Here is a 16,145-nt window from a genome sequence, read left to right on the forward strand (position 1 = left end):
AAAGCGTACCATGCTGAAATATAGTCAAACGCCCGGAATCTTTAAACTTGAAGGAAACCGGCTTGGACGTCCATATCATCGTCTGCCGACTATGTTTACGGGAAGTTTTGATACAATTGAATCACATCTTGGAAACTATTTCCTGAAAAAACACCGCACAAATATAACACTAAAAAAAATACAGTGTGAGATGGATGTTATCAATAAAAGTGCGGAGTTATTAGTTTCTCAGGTTGGGCATCTGGCCTTTGATATCGACCGCGCATTATTGTTAATGTTATTAGGTAACTTTTATGGTCTGGCATCATCTCTCGCCGACGAGAAGTCGCAGGATGATTTACCAACCAAAACGGAAATCCGCTTGCGAAGCAGACTGGCGCTAGATATTTGCAATATCATTTTTAATAAAAATATATCTGGTATTCCACTGACGCTCAAACCCGACAGCAGCACCATACAAACCCACTGGGCTTATCAGCTTACATTTGTATTAGGTGATGATGAGAATTGCAGTTTCCGCATCTTACTGGACGATTCGCATACCGATTATATTCTGAATTTGATTCGCCGTAGCGAGCATGGAGAGAAAAAAAAGCAGATTGATAAAGCCAGCGCTGAAACGCGTAAAAAAACGCTGATCAAAGAAATCATTCATACGCTGCCGCTAACCATGAACGTGAAGATTGCAGAAATTCCTCTGAATGTTGCCGATCTGACGACGATTAAACCCGGCGATATTTTACCGATTGCGATGCCTGATACTTTCCCTGTTTATATCGGGAAATCCGAATTATTTAATGCCCTGATCGTAGAGGATAAAGACAAACTGTTTTTGTCCGAATTAACGAGCAAGACGGAGAAATCCTATGAGTAAGCCAGAAGATATTTTAGAGCAAGGCTTCGAGTTAGCCCCCGAAGCAACTACGCCATCCGCGCCGTCTGTCACTGAAAAGCTGGTAGCGCGTTTAGAAGACCGTTTTTCCGAGTCGATGTCATTACTCAAACGTATTCCAGTCACGCTAACGCTGGAAGTCTCCTCCGTGGAGGTGATGCTGGCCGATCTGCTAAACATTGATGACGACACCGTCATCGAGATGGATAAACTCGCCGGTGAACCGCTGGATATTAAGGTCAATAATATCCTGCTAGGTAAGGCTGAAGTGGTGGTGGTCAACGAAAAATATGGCCTGCGCGTCCTTGAATTCAACACGCATGAAATTAACGACCTGGCACCATGAAACGCGCGCCAACACTCACGCTCTTACTGGGTATCTCGTTACTCATCCTTTCTCCCTTTGCCTGCGCGCAAGGGGGAGATATCCCGTTGCTGAATGTGGTTTCACACGGAAATAGCCAGGAATACAGCGTAAAAATCCAGGTCCTAATCCTGATGACCCTGGTGGGCATTCTGCCTACCCTGGTGCTGATGATGACCTGTTTTACCCGTTTTATTATTGTTCTTTCCCTGCTGCGTCAGGCATTAGGGCTGCAGCAAACGCCGCCGAACCGCATACTGATTGGCATTGCCCTGTCGTTAACCATGCTGGTGATGCGCCCAATCTGGATCAACATTTACGATCATGCCGTAGTCCCTTTTGAAAACGATCAAATCACGCTCCCCGACGCCCTGAGTACAGCCGCTTCGCCATTGAAACGTTTTATGTTGGCGCAAACCAATAAAAAAGCGATTGCGCAGATAATGACGATCGCCAACGCGAAAGGGAATGCAGTCGATCAGGATCTTTCTATTATCGTTCCCGCCTATGTGCTAAGCGAACTCAAAACCGCCTTCCAGATAGGTTTTATGATTTACATTCCGTTCCTCGTGATCGATCTGATCGTCGCCAGCGTACTGATGGCGATGGGGATGATGATGCTGTCACCGCTGATCGTTTCGCTGCCCTTTAAGCTGATGCTGTTTGTGCTTATTGATGGCTGGGCGCTGACCGTTGGTACGCTGACCTCCAGCATTCGCGGTCTGGGACTGGGCTAACGGAGAGCTGACATGCTAACCATTGATGTAGCCGCAGACATCGTCGCCAGCGGTATAAAAGTCGTGATCATTTTAGTCTGCGTGTTAGTCGTTCCCAGCCTGCTGGTCGGTATGTTGGTCAGCATTTTTCAGGCTGTGACGCAGATTAACGAACAAACGCTTAGTTTTTTACCCAGGCTGATCGTCACCCTCGCGGTATTGGGTATTTGCGGAAAATGGATGATCGTCCAGTTGAGCGATCTCTGCGTGCATCTGTTCTCTCAGGCCGCCATTCTGGTGCACTGACATGCGCGAAACAGATATTACACAGTTAAGTAATCTGATACTGGGCATGTGGTTTCCCTTCGTGCGCATTATGGCGTTTATTCACTACGCGCCGGTGCTGGATAATGCCGCGCTGACCATACGTATACGCATTATTTTGTCCCTGGCGTTGGCCTTTATCATTACGCCGCTTATCCCCCACCCGGTACCCACCAGCCTGCTGTCGATCAACAGCATTATTTTGACCGCAGAGCAGTTTCTGTGGGGAATGCTTTTCGGCCTGATGCTGCAGTTTTTATTTTTAGCGCTACAACTGGCGGGCCAAATCCTCTCTTTTAATATGGGGATGAGCATGGCGGTGATGAACGACCCCAGCAGCGGCGCGTCAACGACGGTGCTGGCGGAAATGATCAACATCTACGCGGTGATACTGTTTTTTGCCATGGACGGGCATCTGCTGCTGGTGAGTATTTTATTTAAAGGCTTTACTTACTGGCCGATTGGCAATGCGTTGCATCCGCAATCTCTGCGCACGATTTCTCTGGCGCTGGGCTGGGTATTCGCCGCCGCCACGCTGCTGGCGCTGCCGACGACCTTTATCATGCTGATTGTTCAGGGCTGCTTTGGTTTGCTAAACCGTATTGCACCACCGCTCAACCTGTACTCATTAGGTTTTCCCATCAACATGCTGGCGGGTCTGTTCTGCTTTGCAACCCTGCTTTACAACCTGCCCGACCACTATTTGCACCTGGCGAATTTCGTCTTACAGCAGCTTGACGCGTTGAAGGGACACTATGGCGGATAGCAGTAGCGAAGAAAAAACAGAAAAACCCTCGACGCAAAAACTTCGCAAGGCCAGACAAGAGGGACAAATACCGCGTTCAAAAGATATGGGGCTTGCCGCCAGTCTGTTTGCCGCATTTATGGTGATCTCCAGCAGCTTTCCCTGGTACGAAGATTTCGTGCGCGAAAGCTTTACCAGCGTGCATCAGTACGCGCAGAACATTAATGACCCGGACATCATCGGTCAGTTCCTTGAACACCATCTGCTGATTCTGGGGAAATTCATCCTGACGCTGTTACCCATGCCGGTTGCCGCGCTGTTTGCCTCACTGGTTCCGGGAGGCTGGCTATTCCTGCCGAAAAAAATATTGCCGGACTTTAGCAAATTAAGCCCGCTCAAAGGGATTGGTCGCCTGTTTTCCACCGACCATCTGGTGGATACCGGCAAAATGACGCTCAAAGCGATAGTGCTGCTGGTGATGCTATGGATCAGCGTACGCAATAACGTTGCCGCATTTCTCGGCTTACAAGAGCTTCATTTCAAACAGGCCGTCAGCGATGGTCTGGCGCTGTACAGCAGCATCATGCGCAACTTTGTCATCCTGTTTGTTTTCTTTGCGTTGATCGACGTCCCTCTGGCGAAAAAAATGTTCACCAAAGGGCTGAAAATGACGAAACAGGAAGTGAAGGAAGAGTATAAAAATCAGGAAGGTAAACCCGAGGTTAAGGCCAGAATACGTCGCTTGCAACGGCAAATGGCGATGGGGCAAATTCGTAAAGTTGTGCCAAAAGCCGATGTGGTAATCACCAACCCAACCCACTATGCCGTGGCGCTACAATACGACCAGTCACGCGCCGCCGCACCTTTCGTGGTTGCCAAAGGCACCGATGAAATCGCGCTGTATATCCGGCAGGTAGCGGCAGAAAGCAATATTGAAGTCGTTGAGTTTCCTAAGCTGGCACGCTCCGTTTATTACACCACCCAAGTGAATCAACAGATCCCATTTCAACTGTATCGGGCGATTGCACACGTCCTGACCTATGTACTGCAAATGAAGCACTGGCGTGACGGTTCACAAGCACGTCCTTCGCTGAACAGACATATTTCCATTCCAAAAGAGGTTCTTAAACTGGATGCCGAAAACAACTAAACAATTCCTGGCGCTGCTGCGTAACGGTAACATCGGCATTCCGCTGGTTATACTGTGTATCCTGGCCATGGTGATCCTGCCGTTACCACCGGCCCTGCTGGATATTCTGTTCACCTTTAACATCGTGCTGGCGGTGATGGTGCTGTTAGTGGCCGTTTCTGCAAAACGCCCGCTCGAATTCAGCTTGTTCCCGACCATTCTGCTGATCACCACCCTGATGCGATTGACGCTGAACGTGGCGTCAACGCGCGTGGTATTACTGCACGGTCACATGGGCGCAGGCGCTGCCGGTAAGGTGATTGAGTCCTTCGGTCAGGTGGTGATCGGCGGTAACTTTGTCGTTGGTTTCGTGGTGTTCATCATTCTGATGATCATTAACTTTATCGTGGTGACCAAAGGCGCGGAGCGTATCTCCGAAGTTTCTGCTCGTTTTACGCTTGACGCCATGCCCGGTAAGCAGATGGCGATCGACGCCGATCTGAATGCAGGACTGATTAATCAGGCGCAGGCGCAAGCGCGACGTAAAGACGTGGCGGGCGAAGCGGATTTCTATGGCGCGATGGATGGTGCGTCAAAGTTTGTGCGCGGCGATGCCATCGCCGGGATGATGATCCTGGCTATCAACCTGATCGGCGGCGTCTGTATCGGGATCTTTAAATACGATTTAAGCGCCGAAGCCGCATTCCAGCAATACGTACTGATGACCATCGGTGACGGTCTGGTCGCCCAGATCCCTTCTCTGCTGTTGTCGACAGCGGCAGCGATCATCGTCACCCGCGTAAGCGACAGCGGCGATATTGCCACAGACGTGCGTAGCCAACTACTGGCCAGCCCCTCGGTGCTGTATACCGCCACCAGCATTATGTTTGTGCTGGCAGTGGTACCGGGGATGCCGCATTTCCCCTTCCTGATTTTCAGCGCCCTGCTGGGATTCACCGCCTGGCGCATGAGCAAGCGCCCCAAGGTTGCAGAGACCGAAGAGAAAAATCTCGAAACGCTGACCAAAACCATCGCAGAAACCACCGAGCAGCAGGTCAGTTGGGAAACCATCCCTTTAATTGAACCTATCAGCCTGAGTCTGGGATACAAGCTGGTGTCGTTGGTCGATAAATCCAAAGGGAATCCGCTCACTCAGCGTATTCGCGGTGTGCGGCAGGTGATCTCAGACAGCAACGGCGTGTTGTTACCGGAAATTCGCATTCGCGAAAACTTCCGCCTCAAACCGACCCAGTACGCGATTTTTATCAATGGGATCAAGGCCGATGAGGCCGACATTCCCGCAGATAAGCTGATGGCGCTGCCCTCCAGTGAAACCTATGGCGAGATCGACGGTGTTTTAGGCCACGATCCGGCCTACGGTATGCCGGTCACCTGGATTGTTCCGGCGCAAAAAGCTAAAGCGTTAAATATGGGGTATCAGGTTATCGATAGCGCCAGCGTTATTGCGACGCATGTGAATAAGATCATTCGCAACTATATTCCAGAGCTGTTTAATTACGATGACATTACGCAGTTGCATAACCGTCTTTCTTCTATGGCGCCGCGTCTGGCGGAAGATTTGAGCGCAGCGCTGAATTACAGCCAACTGTTGAAAGTGTACCGGGCGCTGCTTATCGAAGGCGTGTCATTGCGCGATATCGTCACCATAGCCACCGTACTGGTCGCCAGTAGCGCTGTGACCAAAGATCATATTCTGTTAACGGCGGATGTGCGTCTGGCGCTACGTCGCAGCATTACCCATCCGTTTGTGCGTAAAGATGAGCTGGCGGTATATACGCTGAATAGTGACCTGGAGAATCTGCTGGCGAATGTGGTGAATCAGGCTCAGCAAAGTGGAAAAGTGGTGCTGGATAGCGTGCCGGTCGATCCCAATATGCTGAATCAGTTTCAGACCAATATGCCGCAGATAAAAGAGCAGATGAAAGCGGCGGGTAAAGAACCCGTGCTGCTGGTCGCGCCGCAGTTACGTCCTCTGCTCGCCCGCTATGCGCGCCTGTTTGCTCCGGGTTTGCAGGTGTTGTCTTATAACGAAGTTCCGGATGAGCTGGAATTAAAGATCATGGGGGCGTTGAGCTAACGCCTGGCGAGGCGGTGTCATTACACCGCCTTTTTGATTACAGAATCGTATTTTCCGTAAGAATACGACGGGCGCCAAGATAATGATCCTGCCAGAAGTCATCGGATAAATTGCTCACCCGAATGGTTTCTCCCGTCCGCGGTGATTCAATAAATTGCCCCTGCCCCAAATAGACGCCCATATGATCGGCAATATCCCGGCTGTGAATATGAAAGAACACTAAATCACCACGGCGAAGATCGCGGTTAGAGACAATCGTTGCCCGTCGGTAGTGATACATTTCATTCGCCGTACGGGGCAATTTTGCCGCCAGGATTTTGTTGTAGGCATAAAAAATCAGCCCGCTACAGTCAAACCCTTCATCCGGACTGGTACCGCCCCACAAATAAGGTTTGCCTAACTGCTGCTCAAGTCGGTGGATAGCCACTTCGGTGATATTGTGCAGATGATCGCTACTGAGAAAATGGTCATTCTCAGCCAGCTCCTGCCAGCGATGGTCGCTGGCTTTTAGCGGCCCCGGGAACCACTCAGGGTGCTGTTTAATCAGCGTCCGATTCTGCTGGCGCAGCGCGCGTTTACTTTCTGCGTTGCCTTCCACCACGTAGCTTGCCTGTTTTTTTACCTGGGCGTGATACTGCTTCAGCAGCCGGGCGCGGTTACGCATACGCAATTGCGCCGCATAGCTTAACTGGGCGTCAGATAAGTGGGGCTGAACTTTGGCGACAGACGGTAATGACAGCACAACACACAAAGACAGCAGGCCCGGCAAGAAGCAACGGGGCGCAGAGACAAAAAACATGAAAAGAAGAATACCTGGTCAAACACGTTCGCCGCAGTCTAGCGCTATTGCCCGTCATTCCGGGTTAATATTCGATTATTAAATAATTAATTTTTTAAATTCAATACATTAGACATTCTTTATTAATAAGACGAAATGCAGAGCAGTAGCCCGCAAAATAGGCCCGTGTCTGACAGCCTTTAAGCGCAATTTTTCGTATAAAGAAAAACTAAAGTGTAAACGCCGCACGAGAGACTTGCGAAAAACTCTCTTGGTGCTAATGTGAGCGCTCCAGATCCAGATTTATCCGATTTGGGGACTCTTTTTGCCGTCCTGGCGTGTGTAATCGTTTTATCAAGGAATAAGCAGTATGCGTAAAATCGCATTTTTTCTTGCGATGCTTTTATTGCCGTGCGTTTCATTTGCTGGTTTGCTGAGCAGCAGCAGCCCGACCACGCCTGTCAGCAAAGAATATAAGCAGCAGTTAATGGGCTCCCCTGTCTATATCCAGATCTTCAAAGAAGAGCGAACGCTCGATCTGTACGTCAAGATGGGCGAACAGTATCAATTGCTCGACAGTTATAAGATCTGCAATTATTCCGGCGGCTTAGGGCCGAAACAGCGTCAGGGTGATTTCAAAAGCCCGGAAGGTTTTTACAGCGTACAACGCGGACAGCTCAAACCGGATAGCCGCTTCTATAAAGCGATTAACATCGGTTTCCCTAACGCCTACGACCGTGCACACGGTTATGAAGGTAAATACCTGATGATCCACGGCGCCTGCGTTTCCGTCGGCTGCTATGCGATGACCGACAACGGTATTGATGAGATTTTCCAGTTTGTCACCGGCGCTCTGGTGTTCGGGCAATCCAGCGTACAGGTTAGCATTTACCCGTTCCGCATGACCGATGCCAACATGCAGCGCCATAAGTTTTCGTATTACAAAGATTTCTGGGCCCAGTTAAAGCCAGGATACGATTACTTTGAACAAACGCGGAAGCCACCGACCGTTTCCGTCGTCGATGGCCGTTACGTTATCAGCAAGCCGTTGAGTCACGAAGTCGTTCAACCGCAGCTGGCATCAAACTACTCGCTCCCCGAGACAAAATAATGCCCATTCGCCTGGCATAATCTTTTGCCAGGTTTCATTGCCGGTTAACGGCTGAGTGGCAATCACGGTGACCACATCATTGGGTGTGGTCTCTGAGCTAAAATCAATTTCCACATCCTGATCCAGTAGCGTCGCTACGCCAAATGGCGCTCGACGGGTGATCCAAAACAGGTTGGTCGAGCAGAAAGCCATCACATAACGACCGTCAGACAACAGCATGTTGAAGACGCCCTTCTCCCGCAGTTCTCCTGCCAGCACCGCGATATATTTAAACACCGCTGTCATATTACCTGGCGTGCGCGGATAACGCTCTGTCAGCTTGTGCAGCAGCCAGCAGAAGGCTTTTTCGCTGTCAGTTTCACCGACCGGGCGGAAATTACCGGTCTCCAGCGATTTATAACCGCTGAGCTGTCCGTTATGGGCATACGTCCAGTTACGTCCCCATAGTTCACGGGTAAATGGATGGGTATTTTCCAGCGCCACTTCCCCACGATTCGCCTGACGAATGTGGGCAATCACGGAACAGGATTTGATGGGATAGTCTTGTACCAGTTTGGCGATAGGCGAATTAAAGCTGGGTTGCGGATCTTTAAACGTACGGCAACCCTTACCCTCATAAAACGTAATACCCCAGCCGTCTTTGTGCGGCCCGGTCCCTCCGCCGCGCTGAACCAGTCCGGTGAAGCTAAAGCAGATATCGGTTGGCACATTGGCGCTCATCCCGAGCAGTTCGCACATACATCACCTACCTTAAAACCGTGAACTGCCTGATGGCGCTGCGCTTATCAGGCCTACGCGGAGCTCATGTAGGCCGGATAAGGCTTCAGCCGCCATCCGGCAATCGCCTTCTTATGATTTAACCATCTCTTTTTCGATCAGTTGAATCAGGATATGAATCACTTTGATATGAATTTCCTGAATACGATCAGCGTAGCCAAAGTGCGGCACACGAATTTCGATATCCGCGCTGCCCGCCATCTTGCCGCCATCTTTACCGGTCAGGGTGATGACTTTCATCCCCTTCTCACGCGCTGCGGCAATCGCTTTAATCACGTTACCAGAGTTACCCGAAGTAGAGATGCCTAACAGGACATCGCCCTCGCGTCCCACGGCTTCAACGTAACGGGAGAACACATAATCGTAACCGAAATCGTTGCTGACGCAGGAGATGTGGCTAACGTCAGAGATAGCGATAGCCGGATAACCTGGGCGGTTTTCACGATAGCGCCCGGTCAGCTCTTCGGCGAAGTGCATCGCATCGCAATGGGAACCGCCGTTACCGCAAGAAAGTACCTTACCACCGGCTTTAAAGCTGTCTGCCAACAGGACCGCCGCGCGCTGAATGGCGTGAATATTGGCGTCATCTTTAAGAAAATTAGCCAGCGTTTCCGCCGCTTCGCTCAGTTCGTTACGAATAAGATCCTGGTACATGAGGATATCCTTCAGCATGAATGTAAATGACAGGATGCAGTGTACCGGATAGCGCTACCAGCGAGAAGTACAAGCCACAGGAATGGCCGCGGCTTTTGATTTTTTGTGCCGGTTAAAACACCAACAATGTGAGCTTTGTTGTAATTATTTTGTAAACGCATTGCTAAAAGAATTTACATCCACTACAACCATATCATCACAAGTGGTCAGACCTCCTACAAGCAAGGGAGCTTTTCGTTATGATGATTTTGAGTATTATCGCTACGGTTGTTCTGCTCGGCGTATTGTTCTATCACCGCGTGAGCTTATTCCTCAGCAGCTTAATTTTGCTCGCCTGGACGGCTGCGCTTGGCGTGGCTGGTCTGTGGTCAGTCTGGCTGCTGGTTCCTCTGGCCATTATTCTCGTACCGTTTAACTTGACGCCGATGCGCAAATCCATGATCTCTGCGCCGGTGTTCCGCGGTTTCCGTAAAGTCATGCCGCCCATGTCGCGTACAGAGAAAGAGGCGATTGATGCCGGTACAACCTGGTGGGAAGGCGACCTGTTCCAGGGGAAACCAGACTGGAAAAAACTGCATAACTATCCTCAGCCGCACCTGACAGCTGAAGAACAGGCGTTTATTGATGGTCCGGTGGAAGAAGCATGCCGCATGGCGAATGACTTCCAGATCACCCACGAACTCGCGGATCTGCCGCCGGAACTGTGGGCGTATCTGAAAGAACACCGCTTCTTTGCGATGATCATTAAGAAAGAGTACGGCGGGCTGGAATTCTCCGCGTATGCTCAGGCTCGCGTATTGCAGAAACTCTCCGGCGTCTCCGGGATCCTCGCGATCACCGTCGGCGTACCTAACTCATTAGGCCCAGGCGAACTGCTGCAGCATTACGGCACCGAAGAGCAGAAGAATCATTACCTGCCGCGTCTGGCACGCGGTCAGGAGATCCCATGTTTCGCTCTGACCAGCCCGGAAGCAGGCTCCGACGCAGGCGCGATCCCTGATACCGGCGTGGTTTGTATGGGCGACTGGCAGGGCCAGCAGGTGCTGGGGATGCGCCTGACCTGGAACAAACGTTATATCACGCTGGCGCCTATCGCTACCGTACTGGGTCTGGCATTTAAACTCTCCGACCCGGAAAAACTGCTGGGTGGGGAAGAAGATCTCGGCATTACCTGTGCGCTGATCCCAACCTCAACGCCGGGCGTACAGATTGGCCGTCGCCACTTCCCGCTTAACGTGCCGTTCCAGAACGGTCCGACGCTGGGCAAAGATGTCTTCGTGCCGATTGATTACATTATCGGTGGCCCAAAAATGGCCGGTCAGGGCTGGCGTATGCTGGTGGAATGTTTGTCTGTGGGGCGCGGTATTACCCTGCCGTCTAACTCCACGGGCGGCGTGAAGTCGGTCGCAATGGCAACCGGCGCGTATGCGCATATTCGTCGCCAGTTCAAAATCTCTATCGGCAAGATGGAAGGTATTGAAGAGCCGTTGGCGCGTATTGCCGGTAACGCCTACGTAATGGATGCTGCGGCGTCGCTGATTACCTACGGCATTATGCTGGGTGAAAAACCGGCGGTACTGTCGGCTATCGTGAAGTATCACTGTACTCACCGTGGACAGCAATCAATCATCGATGCCATGGATATTACTGGCGGTAAAGGCATCATGCTTGGCGAAAGCAACTTCCTCGCCCGTGCTTATCAGGGGGCGCCTATCGCCATTACCGTTGAAGGCGCTAACATTCTGACCCGTAGCATGATGATCTTCGGTCAGGGTGCGATTCGCTGCCATCCGTATGTGCTGGAAGAGATGGCTGCAGCGCAGAATAACGATGTGAATGCGTTCGATAAGTTGCTGTTCAAACATATCGGTCACGTTGGCAGCAATAAAGTACGCAGTTTCTGGCTGGGCCTGACGCGTGGCTTAACCAGCAGCACGCCAACCGCCGATGCGACCAAACGTTACTATCAGCACCTGAACCGTCTGAGCGCCAACCTGGCACTGCTTTCGGATGTGTCCATGGCCGTTCTGGGTGGTAGCCTGAAGCGTCGTGAGCGTATCTCGGCGCGACTGGGGGATGTGTTAAGTCAGCTGTACCTGGCCTCCGCGGTGCTGAAGCGTTATGACGATGAAGGCCGTAATGAAGCCGACCTGCCGTTGGTTCACTGGGGCGTCCAGGATGCGTTGTACAAAGCCGAACAGGCGATGGACGATCTGCTGAAAAACTTCCCGAACCGTTTGGTTGCCGGGTTGCTGAGTGTGGTTATCTTCCCGACCGGTCGCCACTATCATGCACCGTCCGACAAGCTGGATCATAAGGTCGCGAAGATTTTGCAGGTTCCGAGCGCCACCCGTTCTCGCCTTGGTCGCGGTCAATACCTGACGCCAAGCGAGCATAACCCGGTCGGTTTGCTGGAAGAGGCTCTGCTGGACGTGATTGCAGCCGACCCTATCCACCAGCGGATCTGCAAAGAGTTGGGTAAAAATCTGCCGTTTACCCGCCTGGACGAACTGGCGCATAACGCGCTGGCCAAAGGGTTGATTGATAAAGATGAAGCCGCGATTCTGGTGAAAGCCGAAGCGAGCCGTCTGCGCAGCATTAACGTGGATGACTTCGAACCCGAGGAGCTGGCGACGCAGCCGGTAAAGCTGCCAGAGAAAGTGCGTAAAGTCGAAGCGGCATAACGACACACGCATAACGTTTAGCCCCGCTTAATGCGGGGCTTTTTATTGCCACATTTTCGTTAAAGCTCATGCTACAGTGTCAAAATGTTGTTCAACGAGGAGCCTCGATCGTGCCTGGTTTGAAAATTACTCTGCTGCAACAACCGTTGATTTGGATGGATGGCCCGGCCAACCTGCGCCATTTCGACCGCCAACTGGAAAGCGTCACCGGACGTGATGTGATTGTGTTGCCCGAGATGTTTACCAGCGGATTTGCGATGGAAGCAGCAAACAAATCGCTGCCGCAGGAAGAGGTCGTAAGCTGGATGCGCGCCAAAGCGCAACAAACGAACGCCCTGATCGCGGGCAGTGCCGCGATTCACTCCGAACGCGGTGCGGTTAACCGCTTTTTTCTGGTCGAGCCTGAAGGTAATGTGCATTTCTATGACAAACGTCATCTGTTCCGCATGGCGGATGAACATCAGCATTACCAGGCGGGAGATGCGCGCGTTATTTTTGCATGGCGCGGCTGGCGCATTCTGCCGTTAATCTGTTATGACCTGCGTTTTCCGGTGTGGTCGCGCAACCGTAACGATTACGACCTCGCTTTGTATGTGGCTAACTGGCCCGCGCCGCGTTCGCTGCACTGGCAGGTTCTGCTCACTGCACGGGCGATTGAGAATCAGGCGTATGTAGCAGGATGTAACCGTGTAGGAACTGACGGTAACGGTCATCATTATCGCGGTGACAGCCGGGTGATAAATCCACAGGGTGAGATTATTGCCACCGCCGAGCCGCATCAGGCCACGCGCATTGACGCTGACCTGTCGCTCTCGGCGCTGCGTGAGTATCGCGAAAAGTTTCCCGCCTGGCAGGACGCCGACCCGTTTGCGCTGTAGATATCGCCTCTCCTTCCGCTGCGCAACATTTTTGCATAGCGGGATTGTTGCACTCCGTAACCAACCGCAAAACAAATTCGCGTGGCGACATGCTTCAGGCAACGTATTCTGCAAGGGATAATCACTCGTAACCGGCGAGTGTCTGACAATGTTAATAATTCCTTTATCAGGATTTCAATAATGAAGAACTTCGTTCGCATGACTTTGCTGGCTGCAACCGTAGCTGGCGCTTCTTTTAGCACGTTTGCAGCAAATGTATCCAACGTTCCCGCCCCAGCTCAGGACCCGGTAGTCCAGCACCTTAAGCTGACCACCGACCAGGTTGCGCAGATCAAAAAACTGCACCAGCAGCTTGAAACCAACGTCAGCCAGATTTCAGTGAAAGATGTTAAAGACGGCGCATTGATTGACGTTATCAAGTCCGGGAAATGGGATGAAACCGCCGTCAAGAAGCAGCTTTCCGCGTTCAGCAATATCGAACAACAAGCGCGTTATTATCGCGTGAAATACTACTTCGACCTGAACAAAGTGCTGACTCCGGAACAGCGCCAGCAGGTACAGAAAGATATCGCGCAGACGCTGAGCGAGTAATCCCCAGGGCCTGAATCAGCAATGATTCAGGCTTTTCGGCACAATCTCCTGCTCAAAAAAGAAGCCCTGTACAGCATCTGCGCCGCTCATACGGCAGATGGCGTAATCCTGCGCGCTTTCTACTCCCTCGATCACCACCCGCTCTCCCAGCCCGCGAAATTGATTGACCAGTACCCGCAACTGCCACTCCGATGATCTGAACTGATGAAACATCCCGCTTTCAATTTTAATGGCATCAAAACGGATGCCAGACAGTCGCCAGACAAAAAACAGCTCAGGCGAAACGTCATCCAGCCACACGCGAAACCCATGACGCACCAGGGTTTTTATGGCGATGCATACCGCCTGCTGCTCTGCCTTTTCCAGACGCATCATGGTCGCGGGATCCTGAATTTCAATAACAATCCGCCCCTGATGCGCCTGCCTGGTGAGTCGCGAGATCCACGACAGACAGGTCAGCATCCTGACGGATAAATTCAGCGAATAGCTTCCTGGAAGTACGAGCACCCGCTGCATTTGCCACATAAACAGCTGCTGTTTCGCGCTGACAGAAAGATGCTTGAAAAAAAGATCCAGCGGGAGCGGCGTGCGTACCTGGCTTAACACCTCGCGGACATCCAGTGATGCATCATCAAAAAAATGAATGCGCTGCAAACGGATCCCGGAGATCCGCAGCAGTTCGGCATTACGGGGAAGCTCTGGTACATATTGAGCCTGTTCGCTGAGTCTGTTCATATCATTCCATTTTTTGATTAAAAGGACGTCGTGCATCCTGTAACCAGGAGATACGGCGATCGTTCGGGTAGATCAGGTAAAAGCGCGTCGCCAGACGGTGCGCCTGGGTCAGGTCGCGCTGCTGTAACGCCAGCAAGATTTGCGTGAAGGAGATATTCGGGTCCGGGTGAACACGCACATAGTCAGGCGCCCAGCGGCGAACCAACTCCAGCCAGCGAGCATCCCGTGTACGTTGATACCGTTGCAGGTATCCCATCTGGAGATCAAACCGGTAGCGTGTGGCAAGCAACCAGCCGCCCACCGGGAGCGATTCGGCAAGTTGCCACTGTGTTGACTGCCGTTCCGCCAGCGTCAATTGCTGTTGCGTCTGTAGCGTGAGAAGCAACAAGGGAGTGGCTATCAGAAACGAGATAAATGCCAGCCCACGAATCAACGACGTCGCCGGGCGCGTCAGACTTGTCCCTTTTAGCGCGCCATCTGCGCAACGAAGCAGCAGGATCAGCAATAACCAGTGTGGCGTTGACTGCCTGACCGGGTATTCCGTCAACATATGGATAACCACCGGCAACGCCGCCACCAGGCAGGCACGACGCCAGCGATTTCCGTGCAGCCAGAGCCATAACCCACCCGCAATAAAACACAGCGCGCCCGCCAGCCCAACCAGACCGCCCTCCACCAGCCACAGCACCAGTTCATTATGTGGATGCGAGATGCTGCTCAGCCCCAATGGCCCCGCTCGTTCGAGAAAAACAGCAGCGAAACTGCCCACGCCCCATCCCATCCACGGACGTTCAGCAAATAATGCCAGTGATGTTTTCAGCACCGTCCAGCGCACATGAGAAGTCGTTAAATGATCTACCGTGGCAACGGACAAAAAATGGCGAGCGGCCGCGCCTGCCGCCATACCTAACGCCAGTGGCAACAGAAGTAGCAACAATGTGCGGCGTTGTGCAGGGAACACCGCCAGCAGCAACATTTCGCCGACCGCCAGAGACAAAAAGCCGGTTTGCGACTGGGATTCATGCAGCACAAATCCCATCATCACCAGAGCAATCCCGATAACAATTCGGTATCTGCCGCCCAGGCGTAAAAAGAGCAGCGCTGACAGCAACACGCCGCACGCCGTGAAACTGGCCAGCAGATTGACCTGCTGAAAAATACCGTAGGGCCGCGTGCCACGCCGCCAGGCAAACTCCCAGTAATCAACGCCCGGCCAATGCCAGTACTGATAGACAAACGCCACGCATTCGATGACGCATGCCCCCCATAACAGGGCCAGCAATGCCGTGCGAACGTTTACCGTAAGTGGAATTTGCAATGTCACCAGATAGACAAGCACCCCACCCAATAGCGCCCCCATCACCAGCAACGCCTCGGACTGCCAGACGCCCGGCGTCAGCAGACAAAGCAGCGTCAGGATGAGCGCACCCAACGTAAATCCCATGGCAGGTACAGTGATGCGCCAGCGTCGGCGAGGCAGTAGCATCGTTACGCTTGCAGCCAATACCGCAGCGTAGATCCAACTGGTAATATTAAGCGGCAACGACAGACCGCTGCCGCCGTTATTCAACCAGTAGAGGTGCATGATCCCGCACCAGAAAAACAGACTGACAATCAGCAATAATTTCTGGCCAGGCAGCGGCGCAATACGATTCAGTGCGTTCATCAT

16 protein-coding genes are annotated in these 16,145 nt (G+C 52.1%); 11 read left to right on the top strand and 5 right to left on the bottom strand.

What is annotated here, in order from left to right:
* Positions 1-10 precede the first annotated feature (10 nt).
* The 7 genes from ICA20_RS19870 to flhA are packed head-to-tail and all read left to right on the top strand — an operon-like array spanning position 11 to position 6,268.
* A complete protein-coding gene (locus ICA20_RS19870; RefSeq protein ID WP_038637570.1) occupies positions 11-874 on the top strand; it encodes a FliM/FliN family flagellar motor switch protein in 864 nt (287 codons plus the stop codon).
* Complete coding sequence (locus ICA20_RS19875) at positions 867-1,238, top strand: FliM/FliN family flagellar motor switch protein (protein ID WP_038637567.1); 372 nt, start codon at positions 867-869, stop codon at positions 1,236-1,238. Before ICA20_RS19870 ends, ICA20_RS19875 begins: the two co-directional genes overlap by 8 nt.
* On the top strand, positions 1,235-1,993 hold the full coding sequence (gene fliP / locus ICA20_RS19880; protein WP_038637565.1) for a flagellar type III secretion system pore protein FliP: 759 nt from the start codon (positions 1,235-1,237) through the stop codon (positions 1,991-1,993). The genes ICA20_RS19875 and fliP overlap by 4 nt, the downstream gene beginning before the upstream one ends.
* A gap of 12 nt (positions 1,994-2,005) precedes the next feature.
* Positions 2,006-2,278, top strand: a complete 273-nt coding sequence (locus tag ICA20_RS19885; protein ID WP_038637561.1) for a flagellar biosynthetic protein FliQ — start codon at positions 2,006-2,008, stop codon at positions 2,276-2,278.
* Between the two features lies 1 nt (position 2,279).
* The gene (locus tag ICA20_RS19890) at positions 2,280-3,062 is read left to right on the top strand and encodes a flagellar biosynthetic protein FliR (protein ID WP_038637559.1); all 783 of its coding nucleotides are present in this window, start codon (positions 2,280-2,282) and stop codon (positions 3,060-3,062) included.
* Positions 3,052-4,191: a flagellar biosynthesis protein FlhB gene (flhB, locus tag ICA20_RS19895; protein WP_038637557.1), complete on the top strand. Its 1,140-nt coding sequence runs from the start codon at positions 3,052-3,054 to the stop codon at positions 4,189-4,191. The genes ICA20_RS19890 and flhB overlap by 11 nt, the downstream gene beginning before the upstream one ends.
* On the top strand, positions 4,175-6,268 hold the full coding sequence (flhA, locus tag ICA20_RS19900; protein WP_038637552.1) for a flagellar biosynthesis protein FlhA: 2,094 nt from the start codon (positions 4,175-4,177) through the stop codon (positions 6,266-6,268). The genes flhB and flhA overlap by 17 nt, the downstream gene beginning before the upstream one ends.
* A 37-nt stretch (positions 6,269-6,305) precedes the next feature.
* Here the strand turns inward: flhA and ICA20_RS19905 are convergent, their stop codons facing one another.
* The gene (locus ICA20_RS19905; protein WP_038637549.1) at positions 6,306-7,067 is read right to left on the bottom strand and encodes a C40 family peptidase; all 762 of its coding nucleotides are present in this window, start codon (positions 7,065-7,067) and stop codon (positions 6,306-6,308) included.
* Between the two features lie 349 nt (positions 7,068-7,416).
* Between ICA20_RS19905 and dpaA the strand changes: the two genes are divergently transcribed.
* Entirely contained in the window at positions 7,417-8,157 is a 741-nt protein-coding gene (gene dpaA, locus ICA20_RS19910) for a peptidoglycan meso-diaminopimelic acid protein amidase (protein ID WP_038637546.1), read from the top strand.
* Here the strand turns inward: dpaA and ICA20_RS19915 are convergent.
* Together ICA20_RS19915 and lpcA are read right to left on the bottom strand one after the other, a co-directional pair.
* Entirely contained in the window at positions 8,128-8,895 is a 768-nt protein-coding gene (locus ICA20_RS19915) for a class II glutamine amidotransferase (RefSeq protein WP_038637544.1), read from the bottom strand. The genes dpaA and ICA20_RS19915 overlap by 30 nt on opposite strands.
* Before the next feature lie 111 nt (positions 8,896-9,006).
* A complete protein-coding gene (lpcA, locus tag ICA20_RS19920) occupies positions 9,007-9,588 on the bottom strand; it encodes a D-sedoheptulose 7-phosphate isomerase (protein ID WP_016149592.1) in 582 nt (193 codons plus the stop codon).
* A 239-nt stretch (positions 9,589-9,827) separates the two neighbouring features.
* Between lpcA and fadE the strand changes: the two genes are divergently transcribed.
* The 3 genes from fadE (at position 9,828) to ICA20_RS19935 (ending at position 13,741) form a co-directional block, all read left to right on the top strand.
* A complete protein-coding gene (gene fadE, locus ICA20_RS19925) occupies positions 9,828-12,272 on the top strand; it encodes an acyl-CoA dehydrogenase FadE (RefSeq protein ID WP_038637538.1) in 2,445 nt (814 codons plus the stop codon).
* Between the two features lie 110 nt (positions 12,273-12,382).
* On the top strand, positions 12,383-13,150 hold the full coding sequence (locus tag ICA20_RS19930; protein ID WP_038637535.1) for an amidohydrolase: 768 nt from the start codon (positions 12,383-12,385) through the stop codon (positions 13,148-13,150).
* Between the two features lie 180 nt (positions 13,151-13,330).
* Positions 13,331-13,741, top strand: a complete 411-nt coding sequence (locus ICA20_RS19935; RefSeq protein WP_038637532.1) for a Spy/CpxP family protein refolding chaperone — start codon at positions 13,331-13,333, stop codon at positions 13,739-13,741.
* A gap of 15 nt (positions 13,742-13,756) precedes the next feature.
* Here ICA20_RS19935 and ICA20_RS19940 read toward each other — a convergent pair whose 3' ends face one another.
* Together ICA20_RS19940 and ICA20_RS19945 are read right to left on the bottom strand one after the other, a co-directional pair.
* Positions 13,757-14,476: an EAL domain-containing protein gene (locus ICA20_RS19940; protein ID WP_038637529.1), complete on the bottom strand. Its 720-nt coding sequence runs from the start codon at positions 14,474-14,476 to the stop codon at positions 13,757-13,759.
* A gap of 1 nt (position 14,477) precedes the next feature.
* Positions 14,478-16,145: an O-antigen ligase family protein gene (locus tag ICA20_RS19945; RefSeq protein WP_038637524.1), complete on the bottom strand. Its 1,668-nt coding sequence runs from the start codon at positions 16,143-16,145 to the stop codon at positions 14,478-14,480.

It is taken from the genome of Citrobacter sp. C5_2 (assembly GCF_014596845.2).
GTDB lineage: Bacteria > Pseudomonadota > Gammaproteobacteria > Enterobacterales > Enterobacteriaceae > Citrobacter > Citrobacter werkmanii.

Coding starts and splice junctions, on each gene's coding strand:
- ICA20_RS19870 (WP_038637570.1), top strand. CDS start 11: ATGCTGAAATATAGTCAAACGCCCGGAATCTTTAAACTTGAAGGAAAC.
- ICA20_RS19875 (WP_038637567.1), top strand. CDS start 867: ATGAGTAAGCCAGAAGATATTTTAGAGCAAGGCTTCGAGTTAGCCCCC.
- fliP (WP_038637565.1), top strand. CDS start 1,235: ATGAAACGCGCGCCAACACTCACGCTCTTACTGGGTATCTCGTTACTC.
- ICA20_RS19885 (WP_038637561.1), top strand. CDS start 2,006: ATGCTAACCATTGATGTAGCCGCAGACATCGTCGCCAGCGGTATAAAA.
- ICA20_RS19890 (WP_038637559.1), top strand. CDS start 2,280: ATGCGCGAAACAGATATTACACAGTTAAGTAATCTGATACTGGGCATG.
- flhB (WP_038637557.1), top strand. CDS start 3,052: ATGGCGGATAGCAGTAGCGAAGAAAAAACAGAAAAACCCTCGACGCAA.
- flhA (WP_038637552.1), top strand. CDS start 4,175: ATGCCGAAAACAACTAAACAATTCCTGGCGCTGCTGCGTAACGGTAAC.
- ICA20_RS19905 (WP_038637549.1), bottom strand. CDS start 7,067: ATGTTTTTTGTCTCTGCGCCCCGTTGCTTCTTGCCGGGCCTGCTGTCT.
- dpaA (WP_038637546.1), top strand. CDS start 7,417: ATGCGTAAAATCGCATTTTTTCTTGCGATGCTTTTATTGCCGTGCGTT.
- ICA20_RS19915 (WP_038637544.1), bottom strand. CDS start 8,895: ATGTGCGAACTGCTCGGGATGAGCGCCAATGTGCCAACCGATATCTGC.
- lpcA (WP_016149592.1), bottom strand. CDS start 9,588: ATGTACCAGGATCTTATTCGTAACGAACTGAGCGAAGCGGCGGAAACG.
- fadE (WP_038637538.1), top strand. CDS start 9,828: ATGATGATTTTGAGTATTATCGCTACGGTTGTTCTGCTCGGCGTATTG.
- ICA20_RS19935 (WP_038637532.1), top strand. CDS start 13,331: ATGAAGAACTTCGTTCGCATGACTTTGCTGGCTGCAACCGTAGCTGGC.
- ICA20_RS19940 (WP_038637529.1), bottom strand. CDS start 14,476: ATGAACAGACTCAGCGAACAGGCTCAATATGTACCAGAGCTTCCCCGT.
- ICA20_RS19945 (WP_038637524.1), bottom strand. CDS start 16,145: ATGATGAACGCACTGAATCGTATTGCGCCGCTGCCTGGCCAGAAATTA.